Origin of the sequence: Vandammella animalimorsus, from assembly GCF_002285265.1 — a bacterium.
In the GTDB taxonomy this organism is placed as follows: Bacteria; Pseudomonadota; Gammaproteobacteria; order Burkholderiales; family Burkholderiaceae_C; genus Lampropedia.
Genome location: NZ_NSJB01000006.1, coordinates 93,698 through 120,661, shown reverse-complemented (window position 1 = coordinate 120,661; position 26,964 = coordinate 93,698). Strand labels below are relative to the sequence as shown.

Annotated in this window: 20 protein-coding genes; 3 read left to right on the top strand and 17 right to left on the bottom strand. The window is 65.6% G+C overall.

Annotation, left to right across the window (positions count from 1 at the left end; all coding sequences use genetic code 11):
- Window positions 1-194: 194 nt before the first annotated feature.
- From rpmA to gspL, 7 genes are all read right to left on the bottom strand, one after another.
- Window positions 195-455, bottom strand: coding sequence for a 50S ribosomal protein L27 (gene rpmA, locus CK625_RS09375; protein WP_095540046.1), 261 nt, complete (start codon window positions 453-455; stop codon window positions 195-197).
- A gap of 34 nt (window positions 456-489) precedes the next feature.
- Window positions 490-801 (bottom strand): 50S ribosomal protein L21, encoded by a 312-nt coding sequence (rplU, locus tag CK625_RS09370; protein WP_095540063.1) that lies wholly within the window; start codon window positions 799-801, stop codon window positions 490-492.
- A 230-nt stretch (window positions 802-1,031) separates the two neighbouring features.
- Entirely contained in the window at window positions 1,032-2,420 is a 1,389-nt protein-coding gene (locus CK625_RS09365) for a GspE/PulE family protein (RefSeq protein ID WP_095540062.1), read from the bottom strand.
- A gap of 60 nt (window positions 2,421-2,480) precedes the next feature.
- Entirely contained in the window at window positions 2,481-4,877 is a 2,397-nt protein-coding gene (gene gspD / locus CK625_RS09360) for a type II secretion system secretin GspD (RefSeq protein WP_238945606.1), read from the bottom strand.
- 9 nt (window positions 4,878-4,886) lie between these two features.
- Window positions 4,887-5,711, bottom strand: a complete 825-nt coding sequence (gspN, locus tag CK625_RS09355) for a type II secretion system protein N (protein WP_095540060.1) — start codon at window positions 5,709-5,711, stop codon at window positions 4,887-4,889.
- A gap of 71 nt (window positions 5,712-5,782) precedes the next feature.
- Window positions 5,783-6,379 carry a type II secretion system protein GspM gene (gene gspM, locus CK625_RS09350; protein ID WP_172425132.1) on the bottom strand — a complete coding sequence of 199 codons (597 nt, stop codon included), beginning with the start codon at window positions 6,377-6,379 and terminating at the stop codon, window positions 5,783-5,785.
- Window positions 6,376-7,686: a type II secretion system protein GspL gene (gspL, locus tag CK625_RS09345; RefSeq protein ID WP_172425131.1), complete on the bottom strand. Its 1,311-nt coding sequence runs from the start codon at window positions 7,684-7,686 to the stop codon at window positions 6,376-6,378. The genes gspM and gspL overlap by 4 nt, the downstream gene beginning before the upstream one ends.
- Window positions 7,687-8,054: 368 nt before the next feature.
- Here gspL and secA point away from each other — a divergent pair, with 368 nt between their 5' ends.
- Both secA and pyrF read left to right on the top strand, forming a co-directional pair.
- The gene (secA, locus tag CK625_RS09340; RefSeq protein WP_095540043.1) at window positions 8,055-10,781 is read left to right on the top strand and encodes a preprotein translocase subunit SecA; all 2,727 of its coding nucleotides are present in this window, start codon (window positions 8,055-8,057) and stop codon (window positions 10,779-10,781) included.
- A gap of 222 nt (window positions 10,782-11,003) precedes the next feature.
- Window positions 11,004-11,831, top strand: coding sequence for an orotidine-5'-phosphate decarboxylase (gene pyrF, locus CK625_RS09335; protein WP_095540042.1), 828 nt, complete (start codon window positions 11,004-11,006; stop codon window positions 11,829-11,831).
- A 339-nt stretch (window positions 11,832-12,170) separates the two neighbouring features.
- On the opposite strand, the gene ssb is transcribed toward pyrF, so the two are convergent.
- The 5 genes from ssb to CK625_RS09310 all read right to left on the bottom strand — a co-directional run bounded on the left by ssb (window position 12,171) and on the right by CK625_RS09310 (window position 17,659).
- Window positions 12,171-12,704 carry a single-stranded DNA-binding protein gene (gene ssb, locus CK625_RS09330; protein WP_095540041.1) on the bottom strand — a complete coding sequence of 178 codons (534 nt, stop codon included), beginning with the start codon at window positions 12,702-12,704 and terminating at the stop codon, window positions 12,171-12,173.
- Window positions 12,705-12,846: 142 nt separating this feature from the next.
- Complete coding sequence (locus CK625_RS09325) at window positions 12,847-13,713, bottom strand: tetratricopeptide repeat protein (protein ID WP_095540040.1); 867 nt, start codon at window positions 13,711-13,713, stop codon at window positions 12,847-12,849.
- Between the two features lie 146 nt (window positions 13,714-13,859).
- Window positions 13,860-14,555 carry a DUF599 domain-containing protein gene (locus CK625_RS09320; RefSeq protein WP_095540039.1) on the bottom strand — a complete coding sequence of 232 codons (696 nt, stop codon included), beginning with the start codon at window positions 14,553-14,555 and terminating at the stop codon, window positions 13,860-13,862.
- 114 nt (window positions 14,556-14,669) lie between these two features.
- Complete coding sequence (locus CK625_RS09315) at window positions 14,670-15,086, bottom strand: ribonuclease domain-containing protein (protein WP_095540059.1); 417 nt, start codon at window positions 15,084-15,086, stop codon at window positions 14,670-14,672.
- 233 nt (window positions 15,087-15,319) lie between these two features.
- On the bottom strand, window positions 15,320-17,659 hold the full coding sequence (locus CK625_RS09310) for an NADP-dependent malic enzyme (RefSeq protein WP_095540038.1): 2,340 nt from the start codon (window positions 17,657-17,659) through the stop codon (window positions 15,320-15,322).
- 257 nt (window positions 17,660-17,916) lie between these two features.
- Here CK625_RS09310 and ykgO point away from each other — a divergent pair, with 257 nt between their 5' ends.
- Entirely contained in the window at window positions 17,917-18,066 is a 150-nt protein-coding gene (gene ykgO / locus CK625_RS09305; protein WP_095540037.1) for a type B 50S ribosomal protein L36, read from the top strand.
- Between the two features lie 158 nt (window positions 18,067-18,224).
- Here ykgO and CK625_RS09300 read toward each other — a convergent pair whose 3' ends face one another.
- The 5 genes from CK625_RS09300 to CK625_RS14130 form a co-directional block, all read right to left on the bottom strand.
- Entirely contained in the window at window positions 18,225-21,011 is a 2,787-nt protein-coding gene (locus tag CK625_RS09300) for a DEAD/DEAH box helicase family protein (protein ID WP_238945605.1), read from the bottom strand.
- A gap of 11 nt (window positions 21,012-21,022) precedes the next feature.
- A complete protein-coding gene (locus tag CK625_RS09295) occupies window positions 21,023-22,969 on the bottom strand; it encodes a site-specific DNA-methyltransferase (protein WP_095540036.1) in 1,947 nt (648 codons plus the stop codon).
- 165 nt (window positions 22,970-23,134) lie between these two features.
- Window positions 23,135-26,155, bottom strand: coding sequence for an alanine--tRNA ligase (alaS, locus tag CK625_RS13925; RefSeq protein ID WP_172425130.1), 3,021 nt, complete (start codon window positions 26,153-26,155; stop codon window positions 23,135-23,137).
- A 57-nt stretch (window positions 26,156-26,212) separates the two neighbouring features.
- The gene (locus CK625_RS09285; RefSeq protein WP_095540035.1) at window positions 26,213-26,638 is read right to left on the bottom strand and encodes a TA system VapC family ribonuclease toxin; all 426 of its coding nucleotides are present in this window, start codon (window positions 26,636-26,638) and stop codon (window positions 26,213-26,215) included.
- Window positions 26,625-26,936 carry a type II toxin-antitoxin system Phd/YefM family antitoxin gene (locus tag CK625_RS14130; RefSeq protein ID WP_095540034.1) on the bottom strand — a complete coding sequence of 104 codons (312 nt, stop codon included), beginning with the start codon at window positions 26,934-26,936 and terminating at the stop codon, window positions 26,625-26,627. Before CK625_RS14130 ends, CK625_RS09285 begins: the two co-directional genes overlap by 14 nt.
- Between the last annotated feature and the right edge of the window lie 28 nt (window positions 26,937-26,964).

The following is a 26,964-nucleotide window of genomic DNA, read 5'->3' as shown; positions in this document are numbered from 1 at the left end:
TGAGCCAAAGTCAGGGTAAAGGTGGTGTTTGCGGGGCATCTGTGCCAAGGAAAAAAATGACTTGGCAGAAAGTGTGCCGCAGCTATCCAACAAAAATGCCGTTCACTGGGTTAAGTGAACGGCATTACCGCAGGGCGGGGCTTTTGTCAAAACCACTGCTGCCGCCCGCAGCGCTTGCCACGGGCGCAGGCCGATCAGGCCGCAGGGGTGATTTCCACGGTGTGCTTGTTCAGCGCACCCTTGTTGCGGAACACCACGTGCCCGTCGACCAGTGCATACAGCGTGTGGTCCTTGCCCATGCCGACATTGGTGCCAGCGTGCATGCGAGTGCCGCGCTGGCGCACGATGATGGAGCCGGCGCTGACCAGCTCGCCACCGTAGGCCTTGACGCCCAGCATCTTGGGCTTGGAGTCGCGACCGTTGCGCGTAGAGCCGCCGCCTTTTTTCTGTGCCATGTCTTAATCCTTTCCTGCTGCGTGAGGGGCTGTGTTATGCAGCGATATCGCCAATTTGCAGCTCGGTGTAGCGCTGGCGATGGCCTTGGTGCTTCTGGTAGTGCTTGCGACGGCGCAGCTTGAAGATGCGCACTTTGTCGTGCTTGCCCTGCGAGAGCACAGTCGCCTTGACGCTGGCGCCGGAAACCAATGGCGTGCCGATTTTCAGATCAGCGCCGTTGCCGATGGCAAGCACTTGATCGAGCACGATTTCCTGGCCCACGTCCGCAGCGATCTGTTCTACCTTGATTTTGTCGCCGGCTGCAACGCGATACTGCTTGCCGCCGGTTTTTATGACTGCGTACATGTGATTCATCCAAAAAAAGAGGTTCTTGCCCTGCCTGGCCGATGCTGGCCAAGAAAGGAAAAAACGCAATGACGGGATTTTCATCTGCCCCATGCGTTGCTGCCAAAATGCCGCCGCGCTTGGTTGAACGGGCAATGCAAAAAAGCACCCGGCCGGGCAAATGAACCGCGCATTGTAGCGGCCTTGGGTCTGGCGTGCAAACCCTTGGGCGATCACAAATCCCTGGGCGATCAATCGCGCGTGACGCGCAGCACCTCCTCAAAACTGGTGATGCCCGCTTGCACCAGGCGCTGGCCGTCCTCGCGCATCAGTTGCATGCCGTGGGCCAGGGCATGCTCGCGGATGGCCGCTTCGGCCTGCTCGCCATGGATGAGGGCGCGGATGGCCTCGTCCACCACCAGCAGCTCGAACAGGCCGGTGCGGCCGTGGTAGCCGTTTTGGTTGCAGTGCCCGCAGCCCTTGCCGTGGCAGTGCGTGCAGTATTTGCGCACCAGGCGCTGGGCCAGCACGCCCAGCAGCGAGGAGGAGAGCAAGAACGGCTCCACGCCCATGTCGATCAGGCGCGTGACGGCGCTGGCGGCGTCGTTGGTGTGCAGCGTGGCCAGCACCAGGTGGCCGGTCAGCGAGGCCTGGATGGCGATTTGCGCGGTTTCGAAGTCGCGGATCTCGCCGATCATGATGACGTCCGGGTCCTGGCGCAGGATGGCGCGCAGCGCGGTGGCGAAGCTCAGGTCGATCTTGCTGTTGACCTGGGTCTGGCCCACGCCGGGCAGCTCGTATTCGATGGGGTCTTCCACCGTCATGATGTTTTGCGCGCGCGCATCCAGCCGGTGCAGCGCGGCGTAGAGCGTGGTGGTCTTGCCTGAGCCGGTGGGGCCGGTGACGAGCAGGATGCCGTGCGGCTGGTGGATCAGGCGCTCGAACTGCGCCAGGGTCTGGCCCTGCATGCCCACGGCCTCCAGGCTCAGGCGGCCTTCGCTTTTGTCCAGCAGGCGCAGCACGGCGCGCTCGCCATGCGCGCTGGGCAGGGTGGAGACGCGCACGTCGATGGCGCGCGTGCCCAGGCGCAGGGCGATGCGGCCGTCCTGCGGCAGGCGTTTTTCGGCGATGTCCAGATCGGCCATGATCTTCAGGCGCGAGATCAGCGCGCCGTGCAGCGCGCGGTTGGGCTGCACGATCTCGCGCAGGCTGCCATCGACGCGCAGCCGCACGCTGGAGTGGCGCTCGTAGGGCTCGATGTGGATGTCGCTGGCGCCATCGCGCGCGGCCTGGGTCAGCAGCGCGTTGAGCATGCGGATGATGGGCGCGTCGTCGGCGGCTTCGAGCAGGTCTTCCACGGCGGGCAGCTCCTGCATCATGCGGGTCAGATCGGCCACGCCTTCGACCTCGCTGACCACCAGCGCGGCGTCCGAATCACCGCCGGAGTAGGCGGCGCTGATGCGCTGGGCCAGGGCAGCGGCGTCCAGTGGCTGGGGCTCGAACTGCGGGTAGCTGCGCAGCACTTCGCCCAGCGCGCTGGCGTTGGGGCTGGGCCCGTGCCACAGCGTCAGGCGTGTGCCATCGTCCTCCAGCAGCAGCTGGGCGCTGCGGGCAAAGGCGTAGGGCAGGGGGTAGTGCAAGGCGGCCATGGGGCGATTGAATGGGCGGAGCAGCAGCAATAAGGGTGGGCGCTGGCTGCGTCAATCGGCCCAGCCGTCGGATTCGCCGCTGCGCAGCTGGCGCGCATCGACCTGGCTGCCGCCGGCGGGCGGCGCATGCAGCGAGTCGCGCGTCAGGCTCGACAGCGGCGGCGTGCGCCGCGCCTGGCGGGTCTGGCGCTCCTTGTCCGAATCCTGCGGCGGGGGCAGTTGCGGCAATTGCGGCGCGGCGTTGACGCTGTCCAGAATCAGATGGCGGCCCGGCTGCACGATGCGCTGGTCGCCGCGGATCATGTCGTAGCGCTCCATGGCCATGGCGTCGCTGTCGGCACTGTCGTAGATCACAGTGGGGCGCAGGAACACCATCAGGTTGACCTTGTCGCGGGTGCGGCGCTCGCTGCGGAAGGCATTGCCCAGCACGGGGATGTCGCCCAGCAGCGGCACCTTTTCCTGGCGCTGGCCGTAGCGGTCCTCCAGCAGGCCGCCGAGCACGATGATGCCGCCGTCCTCGACCAGGATGTTGGTCTCGATCAGGCGCTTGCTGGTGCTGGGGCCGCTGGCGTTGTCGAGCGTGCTGGCCAGCACGTCGGAGATCTCCTGCACCACGGCCAGCTTGACGGTGCCGTTCTCGTTGATCTGCGGCTTGACGCGCAGCGACAGGCCCACGTCCTGGCGCTCGATGGTCTGGAACGGGTTGACCGAGCCGCTGCCAATGCTGTTGTTGTTGGTGTAGCGGCCGGTGACGAAGGGCACGTTCGAGCCGATCATGATGCGCGCCTCCTCGTTGTCCAGCGTCAGGATGTTGGGCGTGGACAGCACGTTGGCATCGCCCGTGTCTTCGAGAAAGCGCGCCAGCAGGCCCAGCACATAGGTGCCGCCGTAGTTGTGCGCCACGCCCAGGTTGATGCCGTTGCCCAGCAAGCTCGAGGAAATGCCGCCCAGGCCGCTGCCGCCGCGCCGCGCCGCCTCTGCGGCCACGGCCAGGTCGATGATGTTGCCCGTGCCCTGGAAATTGGTGCCGATGGCGCCCACGTTGGAGTCGCCCTGGCGGCCGATGCCGCCTTGCCACTGGATGCCGAACTCGGCCGCCTTGTCGGCGCGCACCTCCACCACCATGCTCTCGATCAGCACCTGGGCGCGGCGGCTGTCGAGCTTGTCGATGACGGCGCGCAGCTGGCGGTACAGCGGATCGGGCGCGGTGATGATCAACGAATTGGTGGCCGGGTCGGCCTGGATGATGCCGCCGGTGGAGACGGCCTGGCTCTGGCCGAAATGGGCACTGCCGCCCTCGCCCAGGGCCGCGCCGCTGCTCAGGCCCGCGCCGCCCGCGCCGGCGGCGGCGCCCTCGCTGCGGCCTGTGCTGGCGCTGCTGGGGCCCTCGTCGGCGCTGCCCTGGCCGCCGCCCAGCCGCCCGGTGGCCAGCGCGGCGCGCAGGGTCTGTGCCAGCTGCTTGGCCTCGGCGTTCTTCAGGAACACCACGTGGATGTTGCCGTGCTCGGCCGAGCTGCCGGGCGCGGGCGGCTGGTCCAGGCGCTGCACCAGCGTGCGGATCTGCGCCAGCCGCGCCGGGTTGGCCGCGCGCACGATGATGCTGTTGCTGCGCATGTCCGAGAGGATGGTGGCGCGAAAGCCCTGCCCGCCGCCGGGCACGGCCGCTGCCGCCTGGGCGCCGCCGTTGGCCACCACGGCCGCGCCCCCATCGCTGCCCAGCAGGCGCGTGAGCAGCGGCACCATCTCGCTGGCTACCGCGTGCTTGAGGGCGATGACCTCCACGTCCGTGCCCTCGGCCACGTCCAGCGCGGCAATGATCTTGGCGATGCGCGCCAGGTTGTCGGCGTAATCGGTGATCACCAGCGCATTCGTGCCGGGGTTGACGTTGATGGTGTTGTTGGGGCTGATCAGCGGGCGCAGCGTCGGCACCAGATTGGCCGCGCTCTCGTAGTTGAGGCGGAAGATCTGCGTGACGATCTGCCCGCCGCGCGGCCCGCGCGCCGGGAAGGCCCCTTGCGAGACGTGCACGCCGCCGCTTTGCAGCTTGGCGTCGGCCTCGGGCACCACCTTGTACAGGCCGGCGGCCTCCACCACCGTAAAGCCCTGCAGGCGCAGCGCCACCAGGAACTGGTCAAAGGCCGCCTGCGCCGACACTGGGTGCTCGGTGACCAGGTTCAGCGTGCCGCGCACGCGCGGATCGACCACCACGTTGCGTCCGGTGATGGTGGCCATGGTGCGCGCCACGGCCTCGATCTCGGCGTTCTCGAAATTCAGCGTCACCGGCTCGCCGCGGCGCACGCTGGGCTGGCCGGCCTGGGCCCAGGCCATGCCCTGGCCAGCCAGCGCCAGGGCCAATGCCAGCGCGCCGCCGGCCAGTGCGGCCTTGGCCTTGGGAAAGGGTGCGGCGCCAGTGCGGCCAGCCGCCTGGGCGGTGTGTAGGAAATCCATGCGGACCATCTAGAAATTCAAAATGGCGCGATCGCCATCGCGGCGACCGAGCAAACTCAGCAGATTCGACAAGGCCGGCAGATGCTCCGGCGTGGCGCTGGCCTGGCCGGCAAAGCGCAGCCGCTGGCCTTGCCAATGCCCCTGGCCGCTGAGCTGCAGCGGCCCGGCATCGGTGTGCAGCTGCAGGCCCAGGGTCTGGCCGCCGTGCATGATAAGGCGATAGCTGCCCAGGGGCCGGATGGTGCTCAGCCGCGAAGTGGCGTTCTTCAGCGTGGCCTGCAGCCGGCCCTGCACCAGACTGCGGCCAGCGGCCCACTGCAGGCGCAAATCCTCTATGTGCAGGCCCAGCTGGCCGTCAAGTTGCAAGGTGTTCCACGGCGCGCCCAGGCCCTGCAGCAGGCTCGACGGCCATTGGCTTTGGTGCGTGGCAATGTGCAGCTCGGCGCGCTGCCAGCCCAGGCGCAGCCGCAGCTGGGCGGGCTGGGCGGCGCAGCAATCGGGCAGCAGCTGCAGCCGGGCGCCCAGCCAGGCCGGGCGCAGCGCCCAGTTCAGGCGGCCGGGCAGGCGCATGCGGTCGTGGCTGCCCGCGCCGCCGGTGAGCACCAGCACGGCCGAGCCGTTCCACAACGTGCCGCGCGCCTGCTGCAATTGCACCTGGCCCTGGCTGGCGCGCTCCAGCGCATGGGCCAACCAGCGCGCCGGCGCATACAGGGCCAGCACCAGCAGCAGGCCCAGCAGCGCGCCCAGCAGCGCCCAGCGCCCCATGCGCTGCCGAGGCGCGGCGGCTGCAGAGGCTGTGCGGGGGGTGCGGGGGGTGCGCTGGCGTCGGCTCATCGCGGCGTGTTCCTGGCCGTGGCGGCGATCATCGACTGATTGGGGCAATGCATGACCATGGCCTGTGCTGCTCAAGGCTGGGCGCTGCTGGGCAGCGCCAGCACGATGTGCCCGCTCCAGCGCGGCGCGCCGCTGCCCGCATCGCGGCTGAGCTGCACTTGCACGGGTTGGCTGCGCGTGGTCTCGCGCACTTCGCGCAGCCATTGCAGCAGCTGGGCTGCGGGCACGGCGCGCAGGCGCACGGTGGCGCGGTCGCCGGCCACGGTCAGCTGCGGCGCGGCATTGGCGCCCTGGTCGGGCGCGGTCAGCAGGCGCTTGGCGCTGGCCTCCACCGCGGCGGCCAGCGCCGCTGGCGTGCTGCTGGCCGTGGCGCTGCCGGCCAGTTGCTGCTGCAATTGCTGCGCCTGCTGGCGCATGGCCTGCATGTGTTGCAGCTGTTGCTCCAGCGCCAGGCGCCGGGGCTCGTAGCCCTGCCAGGTGCGCCAGGCCGGTTGCAGCGCCAGCGCCCACAGCAGGCCGCCAGCGACCACGGAGGCAGCCAGTGCCAGCATGCGGCGCTCGCGCGCCTGCAGGCTGTGCCAGCGCTGGCGCAGCGGCGCCAGCGCCGCGCCGATGCGGCCCGGCGCATGGCCGGGGGCTTGGGTGGAGGGCAGTGCAGGGCGGTTCATGGCTGGCCCCTGGTTGGGGTGGTTGGGGCCGGCTCGATCTGCAGGCGGCCTTCGTGCCACTGCGCCAGCAGGCCTTGTGCGGCCAGGCCGTCCTCCCATTGCTGCAGCAATTCGCTGCCCTGCGGCAGGCCGCCCAGGCGCAGCTGGGCGTTTTCATAGTGCAGCTCCTGCGGGCGCATGTCCTCGGGCAGGCCCAGGCCGGCCGCGCCGGCCAGCACCTCGAAGGAGCCGGGCGTCAGCGCGCCGCTTTGCTGCTGCAGGCGCTGCAGCTCCTGGCGCATTTGCCGTGGCGCATCGACCACCACCGCCACTTTGGGGAAGGTGCTGCGAAACACCGCATCGACCTGGGCGTGCAGCTGCTGCAAATCGCGGCGCGCCTGCCAGGCCCAGAGCTGGATGCCCGCCAGCTGCACCAGCACCAGCAGGGCCGCGCCCCAGCGGGCCCAGCGCCAGGCCGGGGCGTGCAGAAAATTCTGCAGCCCTTTGTTCAGGTTTTGCCCCAGGCGGTCGCGCCCGCTGTTGGCGAACTGGAACTGCGCCAGATTCCACGGCGATTGGGCCGCTTGCAGCAGGCGCTGGGGCGGCTCCAGCAATTGCACCGGGCGGCCCAGGCGCTGCTGGGCCAGCTGGTACAGGGCCGGCTCGGCCTGCACGCTGGCGCCGGGCTGGGCCACGCAGTCCAGCGCAGCGGCGCTGGCTGTCAGCGGCAGGGCCAGCACGCCGCCGGCCTGTGGCGCGGGCGCGCTGCCGCCCTGGCTGGCGCCCACGGCCACCAGCCAGGGGTCGTCCTCGGTGCCGATGGCGTACAAGGCGGCCGCCGCCGGCGCGGCGTCGCTGGCATCGGCTGTGTCTGCGGCACCGGCGGCATCGTGCGGCGGCGGGGCGAAGGCCGGCACGATGCGCTGCACCTGCAGGCCTTGCTGGGCCAGGGCCGTCACATGGGCTTGCAGGCGCTCGGCCTGGCACACCGCCACCCAGCAGGGCGCACCGGCGCGCGCCTGTGGCTCCAGCGCAAAGTGCAGCTGTTCGGGCTCGTCGAGCAGTTGGTCTTCCAGCAGGCCTTGCAGCACGGCGCGCAGCCGCGCGCGATCCCTGAGGGCGATCTGCGGCAGCCGCACCCAGTGCCAGGAGACGTCCTGCACCGGCAGCACCAGCACCACCTCCGTGCCCTTGCCTGGCACGGGCAGCAGGCCCACGGGGCTGTGCCCGCTGTCGCTGACGGTCTGGCCATCGGCGCTGCGCACGAAGGCCCACGGGCTTGGCGCGGGCAGCAGGTGCGAGGGGGCTTCGAGAATCAGGGCGGGCATGTCACTTCCAATCGGCGGGCTATTGTAGTGAGAGCCTGCACAGCCCAATCCCAAGGGCAGGGCGGCACGAATCGAGCGGCCCAGCGCGCGTGGCGGCGGCGCAACCGCGCTTTGGCTGCCCCGGCTTGGGGCGCGGCGCGAGTGGGCTTGAAATGACCGCCGCCGGCCCCAGATGCCAGCATTGCCAGCGGGCATGGCGCCGGCTGGCCGCGCGGTAGAATGCGCGGCGGTTTTCACCGCGAGCCCGTGCAAGCGCTGGCTTGGCTTTTTGGCCTCAGGCGCGTGGCGGGCTTTTGATTTGCAATTTGATATTTAGAAGGCCCCTCGGCCTGGGCTGCGCCCCAGGTGTTGCGAGGCGGTGATTTTTCATGGCCACCAATTTCCTCACCAAGCTGTTTGGCAGCCGCAACGACCGCCTGCTCAAGCAATACCGCAAGACGGTCAACCGCATCAACGCGATGGAGCCCGAGCTGGAAAAGCTCAGCGATGAGGAGTTGGCGGGCAAGACCGCACAGTTCAAGCAGCGCCTGGCGCAAGGCGAAAGCCTCGATCAACTGCTGCCCGAGGCCTTTGCCGTGGTGCGCGAGGCCTCCAAGCGCGTGATGAAAATGCGCCACTTCGACGTGCAGCTCATCGGCGGCATGGCCTTGCACTACGGCAAGATCGCCGAGATGCGCACCGGCGAGGGCAAGACGCTGACCTCGACGCTGCCGGTGTACCTCAATGCGCTGCAGGGCAAGGGCGTGCACGTGGTCACGGTCAACGACTACCTGGCGCGCCGCGATGCCGAATGGATGGGGCGGCTGTACCGCTTCCTGGGCCTGACGGTGGGCATCAACCTGGCCATGCTGCCCAAGGAGGCCAAGCAGGCCGCCTACAACGCCGACATCACCTACGGCACGAACAACGAATACGGCTTCGACTACTTGCGCGACAACATGGTCTACGAGGCCGGCGAGCGCGTGCAGCGCAGCCTGCACTTTGCCATCGTCGATGAGGTGGACTCCATCCTGATTGACGAGGCGCGCACGCCGCTGATCATCAGCGGCCCGGCCGAGGACAACACCAAGGTCTACCAGGTGATGAACACCATCGCGCCGCAACTGGTGCGCCAGGAGGGCGAGGCCGACCCGCGCACCGGCGAGGGCGTGATCACCCCGGGCGACTACACGGTGGACGAGAAATCGCGCCAGGTGCACCTGACCGACCAGGGCTATGAGAGCGCCGAGCGCATTCTGGCCGAGCAAGGCCTGCTGGCCGAGGGCGGCTCGCTCTACGACCCCAGCAACATCATGCTGGTGCACCACCTGTACGCGGCGCTGCGCGCGCACACGCTCTTCAACCGCGACGAGCATTACGTGGTGCAGAACGACGAGGTCATCATCGTCGATGAGTTCACCGGCCGCCTGATGGCCGGGCGCCGCTGGAGCGATGGCCTGCACCAGGCCGTCGAGGCCAAGGAAGGCGTGCGCGTGCAGGCCGAGAACACCACCATGGCCTCGATCACCTTCCAGAACTACTTCCGCATGTACGGCAAGCTCGCTGGCATGACGGGCACGGCCGACACCGAGGCCTATGAGTTCCAGGAAATCTACGGGCTGGAGACCGTCATCATCCCGCCCAACCGCAAGAGCCAGCGCGAGGACCAGCTCGACCGCGTCTACAAGACCACCAAGGAAAAATACCAGGCGGCCATCGCCGACATCCGCGAGTGCCACGAGCGCGGCCAGCCGGTGCTGGTGGGCACCAGCTCGATCGAGAACTCCGAGATCATCTCCGGCCTGCTGGAGCAGGCCGGCCTGCCGCACCAGGTGCTCAACGCCAAGCAGCACGAGCGGGAGGCCGACATCATTGCCCAGGCCGGGCGCGAGGGCATGATCACCATCGCCACCAACATGGCCGGGCGCGGCACCGACATCGTGCTGGGCGGCAACATCGAAAAACAAGTGGCCGCGCTGGAGGCCGACGAGGCGCTGGACGAGGCCGCGCGCCAGCAGCAAATCGAGGCCCTGCGCGAGCAGTGGAAGGCCGACAACGCCAAGATCAAGGAGCTGGGCGGGCTGCGCATCATCGCCACCGAGCGCCACGAATCGCGCCGCATCGACAACCAGCTGCGCGGCCGCTCGGGCCGCCAGGGCGATCCGGGCTCCTCGCGCTTTTACCTGGGGCTGGACGACCCGCTGATGCGCATCTTCGCCGGCGACCGCGTGCGCGCCATCATGGAGCGCCTGAAGATGCCCGAGGGCGAGGCCATCGAGGCCGGCTTGGTCACGCGCAGCATCGAATCGGCCCAGCGCAAGGTCGAGGCGCGCAACTTCGACATCCGCAAGCAACTGCTGGACTACGACGACGTCTCCAACGAGCAGCGCAAGGTCATCTACGCGCAGCGCAACGAAATCCTCGACGCCGAGCACGTGGGCGAGCTCATCGCCAACATGCGCCAGGACACCTTCACCGAGCTGGTGCAGCGCCATGTACCGCCCGATTCGATGGAGGAGCAGTGGGATCTGCCCGCGCTGCAGGCCGAGCTGGCCCAGGAGTGGGATCTGCACCTGAACCTGGTCGAAAAGGCCCAGGCGGCCGACACCATCGCCGCCGAGGACATCCTGGAGCAGGTGCTGCAGGCGGCCAATGCAGCCTACGCCGAGAAGGTCGAGCGCGTGGGCGCGGACCAGTTCGGGCACTTCGAGCGCGTGGTGCTGCTGCAGACCTTCGACACCGCCTGGCGCGACCACCTCAGCGCGCTGGACTATCTGCGCCAGGGCATCCACCTGCGCGGCTTTGCGCAAAAGCAGCCCAAGCAGGAATACAAGCGCGAGGCCTTCGAGCTGTTTCGCCTGATGCTGAGCAACTCCAGCGCCGAAGTCACGCGCATCATCATGCGCGTGCGCATCCAGGATCCGCAGCAGGTCGAGCAGGCCGCCGAGCACATGGAGCAGGCCGCCGAGGACATCGCCCAGCGCGCCATCGACCAGACCAATGCCCAGGCCGCCTTTGCGGGCGACGGCCAGCCCCTGCCGCGCGTGGGCCGCAACGACCCCTGCCCCTGCGGCAGCGGCAAGAAGTACAAGCACTGCCACGGCCAGCTCAGTTGACTTGAATGGTGCGCTGCAGCGGCGTGAATGAGCGCCGCCGCAGCGCCCGGTGCTCAACGCTCAACGCTCAACGCTCAACGCTCAACGCTCAACGCTCAACGCTCAACGCTCAACGCTCAACGCTCAACGCTCAACGCTCAACGCTCAACGCTCAACGCCAGCGGCCCCCGGGCCGCTGGCTCTGCATTGGGCCCGGCAGGCGCTGTGCCACAATCTCGCGCCATGCGTTTTACCGACCAACTGACGGCTGCAGCGCGCAGCCAGCACACCATGCTGTGCGTCGGGCTGGACCCCGAGCCGGCCCGCTTGCCCTCCCACCTGCCCCAGGGCGCGGCAGGCATTTACGATTTTTGCGCGGCCATCGTCGATGCCACGGCCGATCTGGCCTGCGCCTTCAAGCCGCAGATTGCCTACTTTGCCGCGCAGGGCGCCGAGGCGCAGCTCGAGCGCCTGATCGCCCACATCCGCCAGGCCGCGCCCGGCGTGCCGGTCATCCTCGACGCCAAGCGCGGCGACATTGGCGCCACCGCCGTGCAGTACGCGCGCGAAGCCTTCGAGCGCTATGGGGCCGATGCCGTCACGGTCTCGCCCTTCATGGGGCAAGACACGGTGCAGCCCTATCTGCAATATCCGGACAAGGGCGTGTTCCTGCTGTGCCGCACCTCCAACCCTGGCGGCAATGACTTTCAGGCCCAGCGCCTGGCCGACGTGCCGGGCCAGCCGCGCCTGTTCGAGCACCTGGCCACCCAGGCCCAGGGGGCATGGAACAGCAATGGCCAGCTGGGCCTGGTGGTGGGCGCGACCTACCCCGAGGACGTAGCGGCCGTGCGCCGCTGCGCCCCCAGCCTGCCGCTGCTGATCCCGGGCGTGGGCGCGCAGGGCGGCGATGCCGTGGCCACGGTGCGCGCCGCCTATACCGGCCCGGGCAGCGTGGCCATCAACTCCTCACGCGCCATCCTCTACGCCAGCCAGGGGGCCGATTTTGCCCAGGCCGCGCGCGCCCAGGCATTGCGCACGCGCGACGAGCTCAACGCGGCAGTGCCGGCGTAAGAGCGTTCAAAGTCTTGGAGAGATTGGCCCGGCTGTTGCCGCCCATGTGGGAGGCAAGGGCCGGGGCCGGGATGTGCGTCCGGGTCCGGCGGCGCAGTCACTTTCTTCTTTTCGCAAAAAGAAAGTGACCAGAGGTTGTTGAGATTGGGTTGGCGAAGCGTTTTTTGACCGAAAACACCGCCGCAACACGCCATCTCAACAGCCCCTCAGAAAAGCGACCCTGCTGCTTGCGCCCCTTCGCTGCGCATCGGGGCGGCTTGTGCCGCTGCTGGCCCAGGGCGGGCCGCAAGGGGCATTGCCTGGGCCAGCGCTTTGCTCGGCCCGGGTTGGCGGCTGTTCTCAGAACGGAATGTCGTCGTCCTCGAACTGGTCGAAGTTCTGTGCCGGTGGCGGCGGTGGGGCTGCGGGGCGCTGGGCTGCGGGGGCGGCCTGGGGCGCTCGCTCGGGTTGCTGGCGGGCCGGGGCGCCGCCGCCATAGCCGCCGCTGCTGTAGCCGCCACCGTCGTAGCCGCCGTCCCTGCCGTCCGCGCCGCCGCTGCCGCGGCCGCCGAGCATTTGCATGACGTCGGCGCGGATTTCAGTGGTGTAGCGGTCCTGACCGGATTGGTCCTGCCATTTGCGGGTGCGGATGCGCCCTTCGATGTAGACGGACGAGCCCTTGCGCAGGTACTGCGCGGCGATTTCGGCCAGGCGGTCATTGAAGACCACGTTGTGCCATTCGGTCAGCTCGCGCCGCTCGCCGGTTTGCTTGTCGCGCCATTGTTCGGTCGTGGCCACGCTGACGTTGGCCACCTGGCCGCCGCTGGGGAACATGCGCAACTCGGGGTCGCGTCCGAGGTTGCCGACGAGGATGACTTTGTTGACTGAGGCCATGGTGCGTTTTCTTTCAGTACGGGACAAATGGCTGGCAGCGCTTGTCGGCGCTGGCCCTGTCCGTCGTTCGTGGCGGCCCGCGCAAAGCGCGCCTGGGGGTACGGATCAGGCCCGGGCAGCCGTTGGTGCCAGCAAGGGCAGGCTATTGTGCCGCAGCTTGTGCGCTGCCTGGGGCCTTGGCCATGCCGTGATCGGGCGTGCCGGCAGCGGTGGCTGCGGCAGCGGCCGCGGCCGCATCGGTGGGCCCGGCCTCTGGCTGGGGGCGCTGCAGGGCCTGCTGGCGCAGCAGTTGCAGCGCGGCATGCCGCGGGTCGCCAGGGGGCAGGCGCGCCAGCATGCGGTCGAAATGCCCCAGGGCCTCTTGCTGGCGGCCCAGGCGCAGCAGGATGTGCGCGGCGCGGATGTCGGCTTTTTCATGGTGGCGGCGGTCGGCCACGTATTGCAGATCGGCCAGCGCCGCCTCCAGCTTGCTGCGGTCCAGGCCCACGCCCAGGGCGTCGGTGTGCAGCTGGGCGTCTTGGGGCAGCTGCTCGGGGTCTTCGCTTTGCGCGATCAGCAAGTCGGCGCGGCGCAGCCGCGCCTTGAACAGATCCGGGGACAGGGCGATGCTTTGGTCGAGCAGTTGCAGGGCTTCGCGCTGGTGCTCGGGGCCGCGCTGCAGCAGCGTATCGGCCAGCCAGTACATGGCGCGGGCGCGCTCGGGTTCGAGCAGCAAAATGCGCTGCAGCAGCGGCTCGACGTCGAAGTCCTCGGCATCATCGCGCGCGAGCTTGACACGGATCATCAGCGCCGGCACGAAGTTGGGCCGCGCGCGCAGCACCGCCGTCAGCGCAATGCGGGCCTTGTCGCGCTGGCCCAGGCGCACCAGGCAGCGGCTGCGGTACCAGTGCAAGGCCACGACGTTGGGGTGCCTGGGCAGCAGGAACTCCAGGATGGCCAGCGCCCCCTGGTAATCGCCCGCGCGCATCAGCTGCTCCGCCCGCGCCAGCACTTGCCGGTACTCTTGCATGGTTGTGGTGGTTGTATTGGTTGAGCCAGCCCCTGCCGCGGCCTTGCCGGGGGGGCGTCTTCAGTCGCCAGGCGCCTGACCGGGCGGCAGCGTGTCATTCTGCAACACATTGCAGGCCAATGTGTCGGCTTTTGCGCGGGGGCTGGCTACTCGGCCAGGATCTTGAGCACGTCGGAGTGGAACTCGCGCGAGTACAGGATGAACACCACCAGCGCCGTGGCGGCCATCAGCGCCAGGGGCGAGAAGAACCAGGCCAGCGCGGCAAAGGAGAAGTAGTAGGCGCGCAGCCCGTCGTTGAATGCCTCGGCGGCGCGGCCCACCAGCTTGCCGGCGCGCTCGGCGTAGTAATTGGGGTCAAAGCGCCCGGCCTTGAACTCATCGACGGGCGGCATGCCGCCAATGGCCAGCGCCACGAAGGTGTACTGCCGCATGGACCACGAAAAGCGGAAGAACGCGTACACGAAGATGGAGATCAGCAGCAGGATCTTCAGCTCGAACACCTCCGGCGGCGCGGGCTGGGCGAAGGGGAAGGCGCGCATCAGCTCGGCGGCCTTGTCGGTCGTGCCCAGCAGCGCGAACAGGCCGCCGATGACGATGATGGTGGTCGAGCTGAAGAAGGTCGGCGTGCTGGAGAGGTTTTGCGTGATCAGGCCATCGAGCATGCGCGGGTCGCGCATCGTGGCCTGCTTCATCCAGTAGCGGCGGTAGCGGTTGGTGGTGGCCAGCAGCGAGCGGTGGCGCATCCGGCTGTACTTGGTCATGCCCATGTAGCCCCACCACACGCCCAGAAAGCAGGCCAGGGCCAGCCAGTCGTAGCCCGAGAGCATCGAGAGAGTCTTCATGGCGCGCAATGGTAGCGGCACGCTGGCGGCCTGGCGCACGGCGGCGCTTCAGCGCCTGCGGATGCGGGGCGGCGACGCGCCAAGGGCCGCCGAGGGTTTGCGGCCAGCGCTGCCCTACGGCAACAGCATGCGGCGGAAGCTGGCGTAGTGGTCGGCCGTGTAATAGCAGTGCTCGGGCGCGGTGGCCTGCCGGCCGCCGCAGACGATGCGCCGCGCGCCGCGGTGGCGCACGCCGGGCGTGGGCACGGTGTATTCGCGGTAGTAGCCGCGCGCCTGCACGGGCAGCAGGCGCTCGCGGTTGCCGAAGACGCTGCCGTCCTTGTCGTAGGGGAAGGGGCCGCCCTGCAGGATCAGCGCATAGGTGTCGCGCGCCTTTTGCGGCAGCTGGCGCCAGCCGATGGTGGCCATGTGCGGCGCATCGGTGGCCCCGGCCTGGCGGCTGGCGCGGGCGGGCGGCGCAGGCGATGGAGCCGCTTGGGTTTGCCGGGTGGGCGCGTCGTGCGCCGGGGCCGTGTCGGCGGGCGAGAGCATCACGCCCATGGCCATGGCGCCGGCGGCCCAGGCCGTCAGCAGTGCGGCGCTGGCGGCCTGCGCTGCGCGCCGGGCCTGGCGGCGCAGCCGCTGCGTTGCGGCCGTGCCTTCTGCCGGGGCGGCCTGCCCGGCAGGGGCGCGCAGGCCCTGCCGGGCTTGCCAGGCTTGGTGGGCTTGCTGGGCTTGCTGGGCTTGCTGAGCTTGGCTGTTGTGGCCTGTGCCGGGCGCTGGCCTCATGGTTGCGCGGCCTCGCCGTGGCGGGAGTTGGCATCGACCACGGCCAGCGCCGTCATGTTGACGATGCGGCGCACCGTGGTGCTGGGTGTGAGCACGTGCACCGCCTTGGCCGCGCCCAGCAGCATGGGGCCGATGGCGATGTTGTGGCCGGCGGCGGTCTTGAGCAGGTTGTAGGCGATGTTGGCCGCGTCGATGCCCGGCAGCACCAGCAGGTTGGCGTCGCCTTGCAGCGTGGTGTTGGGCATCAGCGCGCGGCGCGCCTGCTCATCGAGCGCCACGTCGCCGTGCATTTCGCCGTCTACGTCCAGCCAGGGCGCCTGCTCGCGCAGCAGCGCCAGCGTCTGGCGCATCTTCACGGCGCTGGGCGTGTCGCTGCTGCCAAAGCTCGAATGCGACAGCAGCGCCACCCTGGGCTGGATGCCAAAGCGCTGCATCTCGGCGGCGGCGGCGATGGTGATTTCGGCCAGCTGCTCGGCGCTGGGGTCGTAGTTCACGTGCGTGTCCACCAGAAAGACCTGCCGCCCAGGCAGGATCAGCGCGTTCATGGCCGCATAGGTGCGCGCCTGGGGCTGCTTGCCGATGACCTGGTCGATGTAGTGCAGGTGGTTGTGGTAGCCGCCCCAGGTGCCGCAGATCAGCCCCTCGACGTGGCCTTTGTGCAGCAGCATGCTGCCGATCAGCGACAGGCGCCGGCGCATCTCGATCTTGGCCACGGGGGCGGTGACGCCCTTGCGCTCGGTCATGCGGTGGTAGCTGGTCCAGAAATCCTGGTAGCGCTCATCCTGCTCGACGTTGACCACGTCGTAGTCGCGCCCCTGCTGCAGGCGCAGGCCGAATTTCTCGATGCGCTGGGCGATCACTGCCGGGCGGCCGATCAGCGTGGGGCGGGCGATGCGCTCGTCCACCACGATTTGCGCCGCGCGCAGCACGCGCTCTTCCTCGCCCTCGCTGTAGGCAATGCGCTTTTTCTGCGCTGCCTTGGCCGCCAGGATGATGGGCTTCATCATCGTGCCCGAGGTGTAGACGAAGTTCTGCAGCCGCTGCACGTAGGCGTCCATGTCCTCGATCGGGCGCGAGGCCACGCCGCTGGCCTGGGCCGCGCGCGCCACGGCCGGCGCGATCTTGATCATCAGGCGCGGATCGAACGGCTTGGGGATGACGTATTCCGGCCCGAACATCAGCTTCTCGCCCACATAGGCGCGCGCCACCTCCTCGCTTTGTTCGGCCTGAGCCAGCTCGACAATGGCGTGCACGGCCGCCACCTCCATCTCATCGGTGATGGCCGTGGCGCCGCAGTCCAGCGCGCCACGAAACAGGTACGGAAAGCACAGCACGTTGTTGACCTGGTTGGGGTAGTCGCTGCGCCCCGTGGCAATGACCGCATCGCTGCGCACGGCCTTGACCTCATCGGGCAGGATCTCCGGCGTCGGGTTGGCCAGCGCCAGCACCAGCGGCTTGTCGGCCATGCGCGCCACCATCTCGGGCTTGAGCACGCCGCCGGCGGACAGGCCCAGGAACACGTCCGCGCCCTCGATGGCCTCGGCCAGCGTGCGCTGCTCGGTCTGCTGCGCGTACTGGGCCTTGATCTCGTCCATCAGCGCCGTGCGGCCTGCATAGACCAGGCCCTCAATATCGGTGACCCAGACGTTTTCTTTCTTCAGACCCAGCTTGAGCAGCAGGCCCAGGCAGGCCAGCGCCGCCGCGCCCGCGCCCGAAGTCACCAGCTTGACCTCCTCGATGCGCTTGCCCAGCACCTTCAGCCCGCCGATCACGGCCGCGCCCACCACAATGGCCGTGCCGTGCTGGTCGTCATGAAACACCGGGATCTTCATGCGCTTGCGCAGCTCGCGCTCGACGAAAAAGCACTCCGGCGCCTTGATGTCCTCCAGATTGATGCCGCCAAAGGTCGGCTCCAGCGCGGCGATGATGTCCACCAGCTTTTGCGGGTCCTTCTCGTCGATCTCGATGTCGAACACGTCGATGCCCGAGAACTTCTTGAACAGCACCCCCTTGCCTTCCATCACCGGCTTGGAGGCCAGCGCGCCAATGTCGCCCAGGCCCAGCACCGCCGTGCCATTGCTGATGACGCCCACCAAATTGGCGCGGCTGGTGTAGCGCGCAGCGGCGGCCGGGTCTTTCTGGATCTCCTCACAGGGCGCGGCCACGCCGGGCGAATAGGCCAGCGACAGCTCGTACTGGTTCATCAGCTGCTTGGTCGGCGTGACGGAAATCTTGCCCGGCACGGGCTTCTCGTGGTATTCGAGCGCCGCCTCGCGCAGCAGCGCGCGCTTGTCGGCAGGGGCCCCAGCGGGCGGGGCAACAGGGTGGTCAGGCATCAAAGCTCCAGGAATCCAGCAATCCAACAATCGCGCCGCAGGCCGCCGCATGGCAGCGCGCGCCTGCGGCGCAGAAACAACGGCCAAGCATTGTAGGTGCAGCCCTGGCGCCTCGCGGCTGGCCCCAGCGCCGCAGGCCGCAGTCTTTTCAATAAGCAAATATCATCTAGAATGATTCTCGTCTCGGTTTCGAGCGCAGCGGGCCGAAAGCCCTGGCCGCTGCTTCGGGCCGCTTTTTCACACTACCAGGAAACACCATGCAAGTACTGTCATCGCTCAAGGAAGCCAAAAAGCGCAGCCGCGACTGCCAGGTCGTGCGCCGCCGTGGCCGCATCTACGTCATCTGCAAGAGCAACCCGCGCTTCAAGGCCCGCCAAGGCGGCGCCAAGAACCGCCGCAAGGGTTGAGCCCAAGCCCCGCGCGGGCGGCTTGAAAACCCAACAGCCCATGGCCTGCATTCGCTGCAGGCCATGGGCTGTTTGCTGTGATCTGCGCAGATGCGGCCTGTGCTGGCAAGGCGGTTGTTGATCTTGCGCAGCGCCATGCCAAGCTGTGCGCTGGCTTTTCAACCAAGCAATTTGCTCAAACCATCCACCGCCTTGAACATCACCTGCCCGTCATCGCCACGCGCAGCAAAGTGCTTCTTGCCGCATTCGATTTTCAAGGTTTCATTGCGGCGCAATGCGCCATCCACCAGGCTGGACTTGGTTTCCGCCACGAAATACACCCGCCGGTCATCTTCAAACACCACGGCCCAATCGGGGTTGTAGCGGCCCAGCGGCGTGTCGATCTTGAACGCGCCGGGCAGTTTGAAGAAAAAGCGCACGCGCGCATCCAGCGCGCAATCGCGGGCAAAGCGGCTTTCCACCTCGCTGTCGCTGGGCACGCAGTCAAACGCCGGAGCCTTGCCGGGCGCTTGCAGCGGCTGGGCCTGCATCAGCGTTTTGTGCAAAGGCGGCGTGCGCGCATCCGGCCCGGGCGGATACACGCTGCTCAAATAGGTTTCCACCGGCTCAAACAGCGTCATTTCATAACGGCGGCCATTGATTTCGCGGTATTCAATGCCCTCCACCTGCAAAGCCTGCAAGGTGTTGCGCATGGCCTGCACGGCCATATCGAGAAAGGCCTGCGGGTTCACTGTCAATTCAGCCATGCGCCCGCAGCCATCCAGAATGGCAAACACGCTGGCGCGGCTGATGTGCACGCGGCTTTGGATATAGGCATACACATCCGGCACCACAGCGGGCAGGCGCACTTCATGCTGCCCCGTGCCGCTCAATACGCCGCTGATGCCTTGGGCATCCATCACAATTTTTGCCTTGCTGGCCTGTACCTGCGGGCGCTGTACGGGCGGGTATTGCTGGCTATCGCCCAGGGCTTTGATGCAATCGGCAATCAGCCGCTTGCTATCGAGCTTGACGCTGTAGCGCGTCTGGTAATTGATTTTTTGCCAAATCGCCTCAAACAGCGCCTGCTCCTCGGGATTCAACTCCTTGCGCGCCACCCGCACCTTGGCGCGGGCATTTTTGGTGCGGCCTGCAAACGATGCGCCCGTGTCTTCCTCAATTTCAGCCTGCAATTGGCGGGCAAAACTCTCGTAGCTTTCATTGGCCACCACCGTGAGCACATTGATGGCTTTATCGTGCACGCGCTCGCCCTGCGCGTTCACGCACAGGCGCAGGCCGCGGCCGATTTCCTGGCGCTTTTTCAGCGTGCTTTGCGTGTCGTTGAGCGTGCAAATCTGGAACACGTTCGGGTTGTCCCAGCCTTCGCGCAGCGCCGAGTGGCTGAAGATGAATTGCAGCGGCTCATCCAAGCTCAGCAGCCGCTCCTTGTCGCGCATGATGAGGGCGTAGGTGTCGTCGTCCTTGGCGGTATGGCCGCCGGTGTCTTTCCAGATGGTTTGCGCCTTGCTGCCTTTGCCCTTGCGGTCGCCAGAGAAATAGCCGTTATGCACCTGGCTGGCCGGGTGCGCAATCAAATCCGGATATTTGCGGGCATATTGCGTGAATATGTCTTCAAACCACTGGGCGAACTTGCCAGGCTGCGGTTGGCCGTCGGCATCGTATTGGCGGTAATGGGCCACTTTGTCGATGAAAAACAGGCTCAAGACCTTGATACCCAGCGGCTGCAATTGTTTCAGCTTGGCGAAATGCGCCGCTATGGTGCGCTCCATCTGGTAGCGCTGCACCGCGTCTTGCATGGCATCTTGCCGCTGGCCCACGCGCAGCACGCGCCCGCCAGAAAATTCAATCTCATCGCCGCGAATATCGTTGAGCACATAGCCCTGCTGGTAAACATCACGCCCTTTGCTTTTTTCGTGCAAATCATCGCCAGGCTTGATGGAAACTTCCTTGCGCAGCACGCCGTTTGCGCCATTGACATCCATGCGCACCCGCGCCGTCATGCTTTTGGCTTTGGGCTCAATTCTCACCAATTCCACAAAGGCTTGATTGTGGCCATCCTGCCCCTCAATGCCATCCACCTCGATTTGCTTGACCAGCCCCAGGTCATAGGCCTGCACCGGGTTGAGTGAATACAGCCGGTTATAGGCATTCTTGTGCGTGGCCGAATAGCGCAGCGTGCACAGCGGGTTCAAGTCGCGCAGGGCTTTTTGGCGGATTTCCGTTTCAAATTTCTGCGGCTCATCCACAATCACAATCGGATTGATGGCGCGGATGTACTCAATGGGTGCAAACGCTCGCTCGCCCTGCTGGTTGATTTTGTTGCCATCCTTGGCAAAGCTGTCGATGTTGATGACCAGCACACTCAAGGCATCGCTTTGCGCAAAATGGCGTAAATCATTCAGGCGGGCGCTGTCGTACAAAATGGGCACGCAAGGCACATTGTCATAATCCTGCGCAAAATGCTGGCGGGTAATGGCCAGGTTTTTCATCGTGCCTTCGCGTATCGCCACGCTGGGCACGACGATGACGAATTTCTTGAAACCATACACCTTGTTCAGCTCATACATGGTTTTGATGAAGGTGTAGGTCTTGCCCGTGCCGGTTTCCATCTCCAGCGTGAAATGCGGGCAAAAAACCCCGGGGCTTTCTCCGTTTTCCGCGTGGTCTGCGACCAACTCGGCCGCGGGTTCAATGCCATTGGCCGCTTGCACCTTGCGCACGTTTTGCAGCATCTGCGCCTCGGCAATCCAGAGGCGGTTGGCAATGCTGCCATCGGTTGCGTACTCAACGCTGCCGGGGCTTTGTTGCAGGCTGAAAGCCGTGCTGGCCATGGGCTGGCCGTCAAACGCCTGCACCACGGCCTGCACGGCGCGGGTCTGATAGTCTTGGTGCGTGAATTGCAGGCGCACGCCGGGCGCGCTGGGGCGGGTTTGCTCGCTGCTCATGCCGGCCTCCCTCAAATCACCGTCAGGCCAATGTCCAACCCCTGCAATTCCAGTTGCAGGTTGGCCAATTGCTCGTCGGCCTTGTCGCCCGCAAAGCAGGAATTGAGCATCACCACTTGCGCCGGGTGCGCCTGGGCAATTTCGTCTTTCAGCGCCTCGTGATAAGGCTCGAAGCACAGCCAAAGTTGGCGGCCGTTTTCCAGTAAAACGCGGTGCACGGTCACGCCCGCCACGGTTTTGGCTTTGCTGATGGCCTGCACGCCCAAAGCGCCCAGGCCCATTTTCAATAGCAGCTCGGCCAGCATGGCGGTTTGTGCATCGGGCGCTTGTGGCGTGGTTTTTTCGGCCTGCTGGAACATCTCCAACTGTTCGCGCAAGGCTTGGGCATCCACATCGCTGCGCCATTGCTTGAAATGGCTGGGCGCCAATGTGAACTGCGCACAGGCTAGGTCTTGCGTTTTCTCTGGCTGCTCGGCTTTCAGCTTTTCAATCACCTTGTCGATGCGCGCGCGGGTGATGTCGGCAATGGTGCGGTAGCCCGCCTTCCAGGCTTCGGTGTTTTCTTCCAGCTTTTCCGGGATTTGCACGCAAATGCACTGGCGGTTGCCACCGTCTTCCAGATTCAGCTCCATCACCGCCTGCATGGTGGTACCGGAACCGGCGAAGAAGTCGAGGATTAAGCCATTGTCGCCACAGCCAATTGAAGCAATTCTTTTTATTAGCCTTATTGGTTTTGGCGTTGAGAATATTTTTTGCGAAATCAATTTCGCCGTTTCTTTTTGAGCTTCATCATTGTGCCCGCAGTCACTAAATGCCCACCAAGTAGAAGGAACGACTCCATTTTGGACTTCGCTTAAATACCTCTTAAGTCGGGGTTTTTTGTAATCAAAATTTGGCCCCCAATAAAGCCTTCCATCCTTCTCAATTTGATCGTGTTTATCTTTTGAATACCTCCAGACAGCATGAGGGTCTGGCCAGACAGCCTCCCCACTAATTGGATGCTTTATTGAGTACCACAGTGTAGGGCGCTCTTCTTTTGATTTATTGCTTACATAATTATCCGACGCCCAGTCGCCCCTAGGGTCGTTATCAGGATTGGAGTAACGAGAGTTTTGCTGCTCTGTTCTTGGAAGTAAATTTCTTTGAAAGGAATGGCTTTTTTGATACACAAGTATGTGGTCGTGCATTGATCCTATGCCGGGATCATCATTTGATACCGCATACTTTTTCTGCCAAACCACATTGGCAACAAAATTTTCTTCTCCAAAAATCTCATCACACACCAGCTTGAGATTCGCCGCCTCGTTGTCGTCGATGCTGATAAAGATCACCCCGTCATCGCGCAACAAATTGCGCGCCAGATAAAGGCGCGGATACATCATGGACAGCCAGGCGCTGTGGTAATGGCCGTTTTCCTTGCTGTTTTTCTTCCACAGGCTTTGCTTGTTCAAAAACCCGGATGCATCACGCTCGCCGGTGCGGCGCTGGTAGCCCTCCAGCGTTTCGGTGTAGTCGTCGGGGTAGACAAAGCTGTCGTTACCGGTGTTGTACGGCGGGTCGATGTAAATCATCTTGACCTTGCCGTAATAGCTTTTCTGCAAGACGCGCAGCACCTCCAGGTTTTCGCCCTCGATCAGCATGTGCGGGGCGTGCGCGGGGTTGCCGGGGGCGGGGAGCAGGGTGGTGCTGGTGGTTTTCTGAATCTCGCGCCGGGCGGCGGCTTTGCCGGCCCAGCTGAGTTCGTAGTGCTCTTGTTCCGGGGCAATGCGCTCTTGCCCGAGAAGGGTTTTCAGCCGGTCGAAATCGATTTGCTGGTCGCTGGCGACTTCGGGCGCGATTTGGCGAATGGCGGCCAGCAATGCTTGCTGGCGCTGGGTGTGTGTGTCGGGGCTATGGCTTAGCTCAGCCCCGGCGCAAGGCGGGCTGCTGGGCTGCTGGGCTGCTGGGCTGCTGGGCATAATTATACCTTAAACTATTGATTTAAAAAGGATTTTTCATGTTTTGACCCTGGATTTGCGTGGCTTTTTTCAGCGTGTTGGCGCGCGCCAGGCCTGAGGCCAAAAAAAGCGGTGCGCTGGTTTGCCGGCGCACCGCTTAGGTTTCATGGGGCAGGGGCCATGTGTTTACGCGAGCTTCTCGGCCACCCAGCCCTGCACGCTTTGCAGCGCGGCGGGCAGGGCGGCGGCGTCGGTGCCGCCGGCCATGGCCATGTCGGGCTTGCCGCCGCCTTTGCCGCCCACTTGTTGGGCGACGAAGTTGACGAGCTCGCCGGCCTTGAGCTGGCCCACGCTGTCCTTGGTCACGCCTGCGGCCAGTTGCACTTTGGCGCCCCCTTCCGTGCGTTCTACGGCGGCGAGCACGATGGCGGCGCTCTTGAGCTTGTCTTTGAGCTTGTCCAGCGTGTCGCGCAGGGTTTTGGCGTCAGCGCCGTCGAGCTGGGCGGCCAGCACTTTCAGGCCGCCCACGTCGATGGCCTGGGCAGCGAGCTCGTCGCCTTGAGATGAGGCGAGCTTGCCCTTGAGGGCGGCGATTTCCTTTTCCAGCGCCTTGGCATGTTCAAGCTGCTGCTCCAGCTTGGCTTGCAACTCGTGCAGCGGGGCTTTGAGGGTGCGGGCGGCCTGGGCCACGGTGGTTTCGAGCTGCTGCACATAGGCCAGGGCCTTGGCGCCGGTGATGGCTTCGACGCGGCGCACGCCAGCGGCCACGCCGCCTTCCATGACGAGCTTGAACAGGCCGATTTCCCCGGCGCGCTGCACGTGGGTGCCGCCGCAGAGTTCGCGGCTCTCGCCAATGTCCACCACGCGCACCACGTCGCCGTATTTCTCGCCAAACAGCATCATGGCGCCGCTAGCCTTGGCGTCCTCAATGCCCATTTCGCGGATGACGGTGGGCGCATCGGCCACGATTTCGGCGTTGACCAATTGCTCGATGCGGTGCAATTGCTCTTGCGTGACGGGGGCGTTTTGCACGAAGTCGAAGCGGGTTTTGTCCTCATCGACCAGCGAGCCTTTTTGCTGCACGTGTTCGCCCAGGGTTTCGCGCAGGGCCTTGTGCATCAGGTGCGTCACGCTGTGGTTGCGTGTGGTGGCGGCGCGCAGCTCGGCATTGACCGCGGCCTGCACCGCATCGCCCACTTTGAGGCTGCCGCTTGCCAAAACACCGTGCTGGCCGAAGACGTCGGCCTTGATTTTTTGCGTGTCCTGCACGTCAAACAGCGCGCCGCTGGCGGTGGTGATTTGCCCGCGGTCGCCCACCTGGCCGCCGCTTTCGGCGTAGAAGGGCGTCACATCCAGCACGACCACGCCGTGCTGCCCGGCTTGCAGTTGCTGCACGGGCGCGCCATCGGCATAGAGCGCGAGCACGGTGGCGCTTTCATTCAGGCTGGTGTAGCCCGTGAAGCGGCTGGGCGCGCCGTCGTAGGCGAGCTGCTTGTCCATCTTGAACTTGCCGGCGGCGCGGGCCGTGTCTTTCTGGTGCTGCATGGCGGCGTCGAAGCCCGCCACATCCACCGTCACGCCGCGCTCGCGGCACACGTCTTGAGTGAGATCAAGCGGAAAGCCGTGGGTGTCGTGCAGCTTAAAGGCGACCTCACCATGCAACACTTTAGATTGATTAAACACCGAATCAGGTAACTCTTTAAGCTGAACCTTCTCTGAGTTAGATGCTTGAAATTTTGCAAATAGATTTCTTACGTTTGACTCAATTTTGGAACCTGTTATAACGAGCAAATCTTTTCTCAAAGGGAGGAGCGTTTCATATTGCCCCCATCGAGAAAATGATTCTTTCGCTAGACCATTTTCACCAAATAGGGAAAGCGCACGTTCTTCATCCACATCGCTAGTCAAAAAGAGGGCTAGTTGCGTGTAGCCATCCTTTTCAAAAGCCTCATACCAAATACCACCTAAAACATCGTGGCCTGGCTGGAAATTTACTTTTTTATATCCCTCGGAATGCAACCAGTTTTCTATGGTTTTTGCCTCTGAAGTTTCCCAATCCAGAATCTCCATGCCGTTGGCCAGCGTTTCAAAGAAGCGCTCTTCCTCGGTCTTGAGCGCTTCGGTGATGCGCGCTTCCTGCTCGGCCAGGCGCGGGTAGGCCGCGCCCATTTGCTGCACCAGATCGCGCACCAGCTTGTGGAAGAAGGGCTTTTTCTGCCCCAGCTTGTAGCCGTGGCGGATGGCGCGGCGGATGATGCGGCGCTGCACGTAGCCGCGGCCTTCGTTCGATGGGATCACGCCGTCGCTGACCAGAAACGCGGTGGCGCGGATGTGGTCGGCAATGACTTTGAGCGAGGGGTTGTCCAGATCGGTGCAGCCGGTTTCGCGCGCGGCCGCCTTGATGAGCGCCTGGAACAAATCAATCTCGTAGTTGCTGTGCACGCCTTGCAAGATGGCGGCCAGGCGCTCCAGGCCCATGCCGGTATCGACGCAGGGCGCGGGCAGGCGGGTGACGCTGCCGTCCTCGTGCATCTCGAACTGCATGAACACGTGGTTCCAGATTTCGATGAAACGGTCGCCGTCCTCATCGGGGCTGCCCGGGGGGCCGCCGGGGATGTGCGGGCCGTGGTCGTAGAAGATTTCCGAGCAGGGGCCGCAGGGGCCGGTGTCGGCCATCATCCAGAAGTTGTCGCTCTTGTACTTGCCGCCCTTGTTGTCGCCAATGCGGATCACGCGCTCGGGCGGCAGGCCGATGACTTGCGTCCAGATGTCGTAGGCCTCGTCGTCTTCGTGATAGACGGTGGCGAGCAGTTTTTCGGGCGGCAGGCCATAGACCTTGGTCAGCAAATCCCAGCCCCACTGGATGGATTCTTTCTTGAAGTAGTCACCAAAGCTCCAGTTGCCCAGCATCTCGAAGAAGGTGTGGTGGCGCGCGGTGTAGCCCACGTTTTCCAGATCGTTGTGCTTGCCGCCGGCGCGCAGGCTGGCCTGCACGCTGGTGGCGCGCACGTAGGGGCGCTTGTCGGTGCCCAGAAACACGTCCTTGAACTGCACCATGCCGCTGTTGGTGAACATCAGCGTGGGGTCGTTGGCGGGCACGAGCGAGGACGAGGGCACGATGGTGTGGCCCTTGGCGGCGAAGAAGTCCAGAAAGCTCTGGCGGATTTCGGCGACGGAGGTGGGGGTGGAGGGTTTGTCGGTGGTCATGGTGTGAAAAGCAGGCGCGGCCCGGAGGCCGGCGCGGTCGGTGTCATGCAAGCCGTTTCATGCAAGCAGTTGATAGCGCAGCCCGCTGAAGCGGGCGAAATCCTTGTCGAAAGTCAGCACCTCGGCCTGGTGCTCGATGGCCAGGGCGGCGATGTGGGCGTCGTTGGTGAGGTTGCCCGCCGTGCCAGCCGAGAGCAGCAGGCGGCCGAAGATGCCCGCGTGCAGCGGCCCGGGCTCCAGCACGCGGGTGCGCGGGTGGGCCAGCCAGTCATCGACCACGCCCAGCGCATCGGCCACGTCCAGCGGCGCAGGCAGGATGCCGCGCTTGGTGGACAGGCGCACAAAGCCGATCAGCACCACCCAGGCCAGCGCCATGCCGCGCGTGTCCAGCATCGCGGCCTCCAGCGCCTGCTTGGCCGGTGCGTGCTGGGGGCTGTCGGCATGAACGGCGTTGAGCAGCACATTGGTGTCAGGAAGCAGCATGGCGCTCCTGGTATGCCTGCTCGATGCGGCGCATTTTTTCGATCAGCTCCTCGTCCTCCAGCTCGCCAGCGAGCTGGTTGGCCTTGGTCAGATCCACCAGCGGCACGCCGGTGTGAAAGGTGCGCTGCACGAAGGGCGGCACCTCGGGCGCGGCGGCCTGCGCCGGGGCGTGCAGCGGCACCAGCTTGGCCACGGGCTTGTTGTGGCGGGTAATGATGACTTCCTCGCCCCGCTCGGCGCGGGCAACGTATTCGCTCAGGTGGGTCTTGGCCTCGAACAGGCCAACGGCGGCGGTCATGGCAAAGCTCCTGAAGACTGGTTGAACC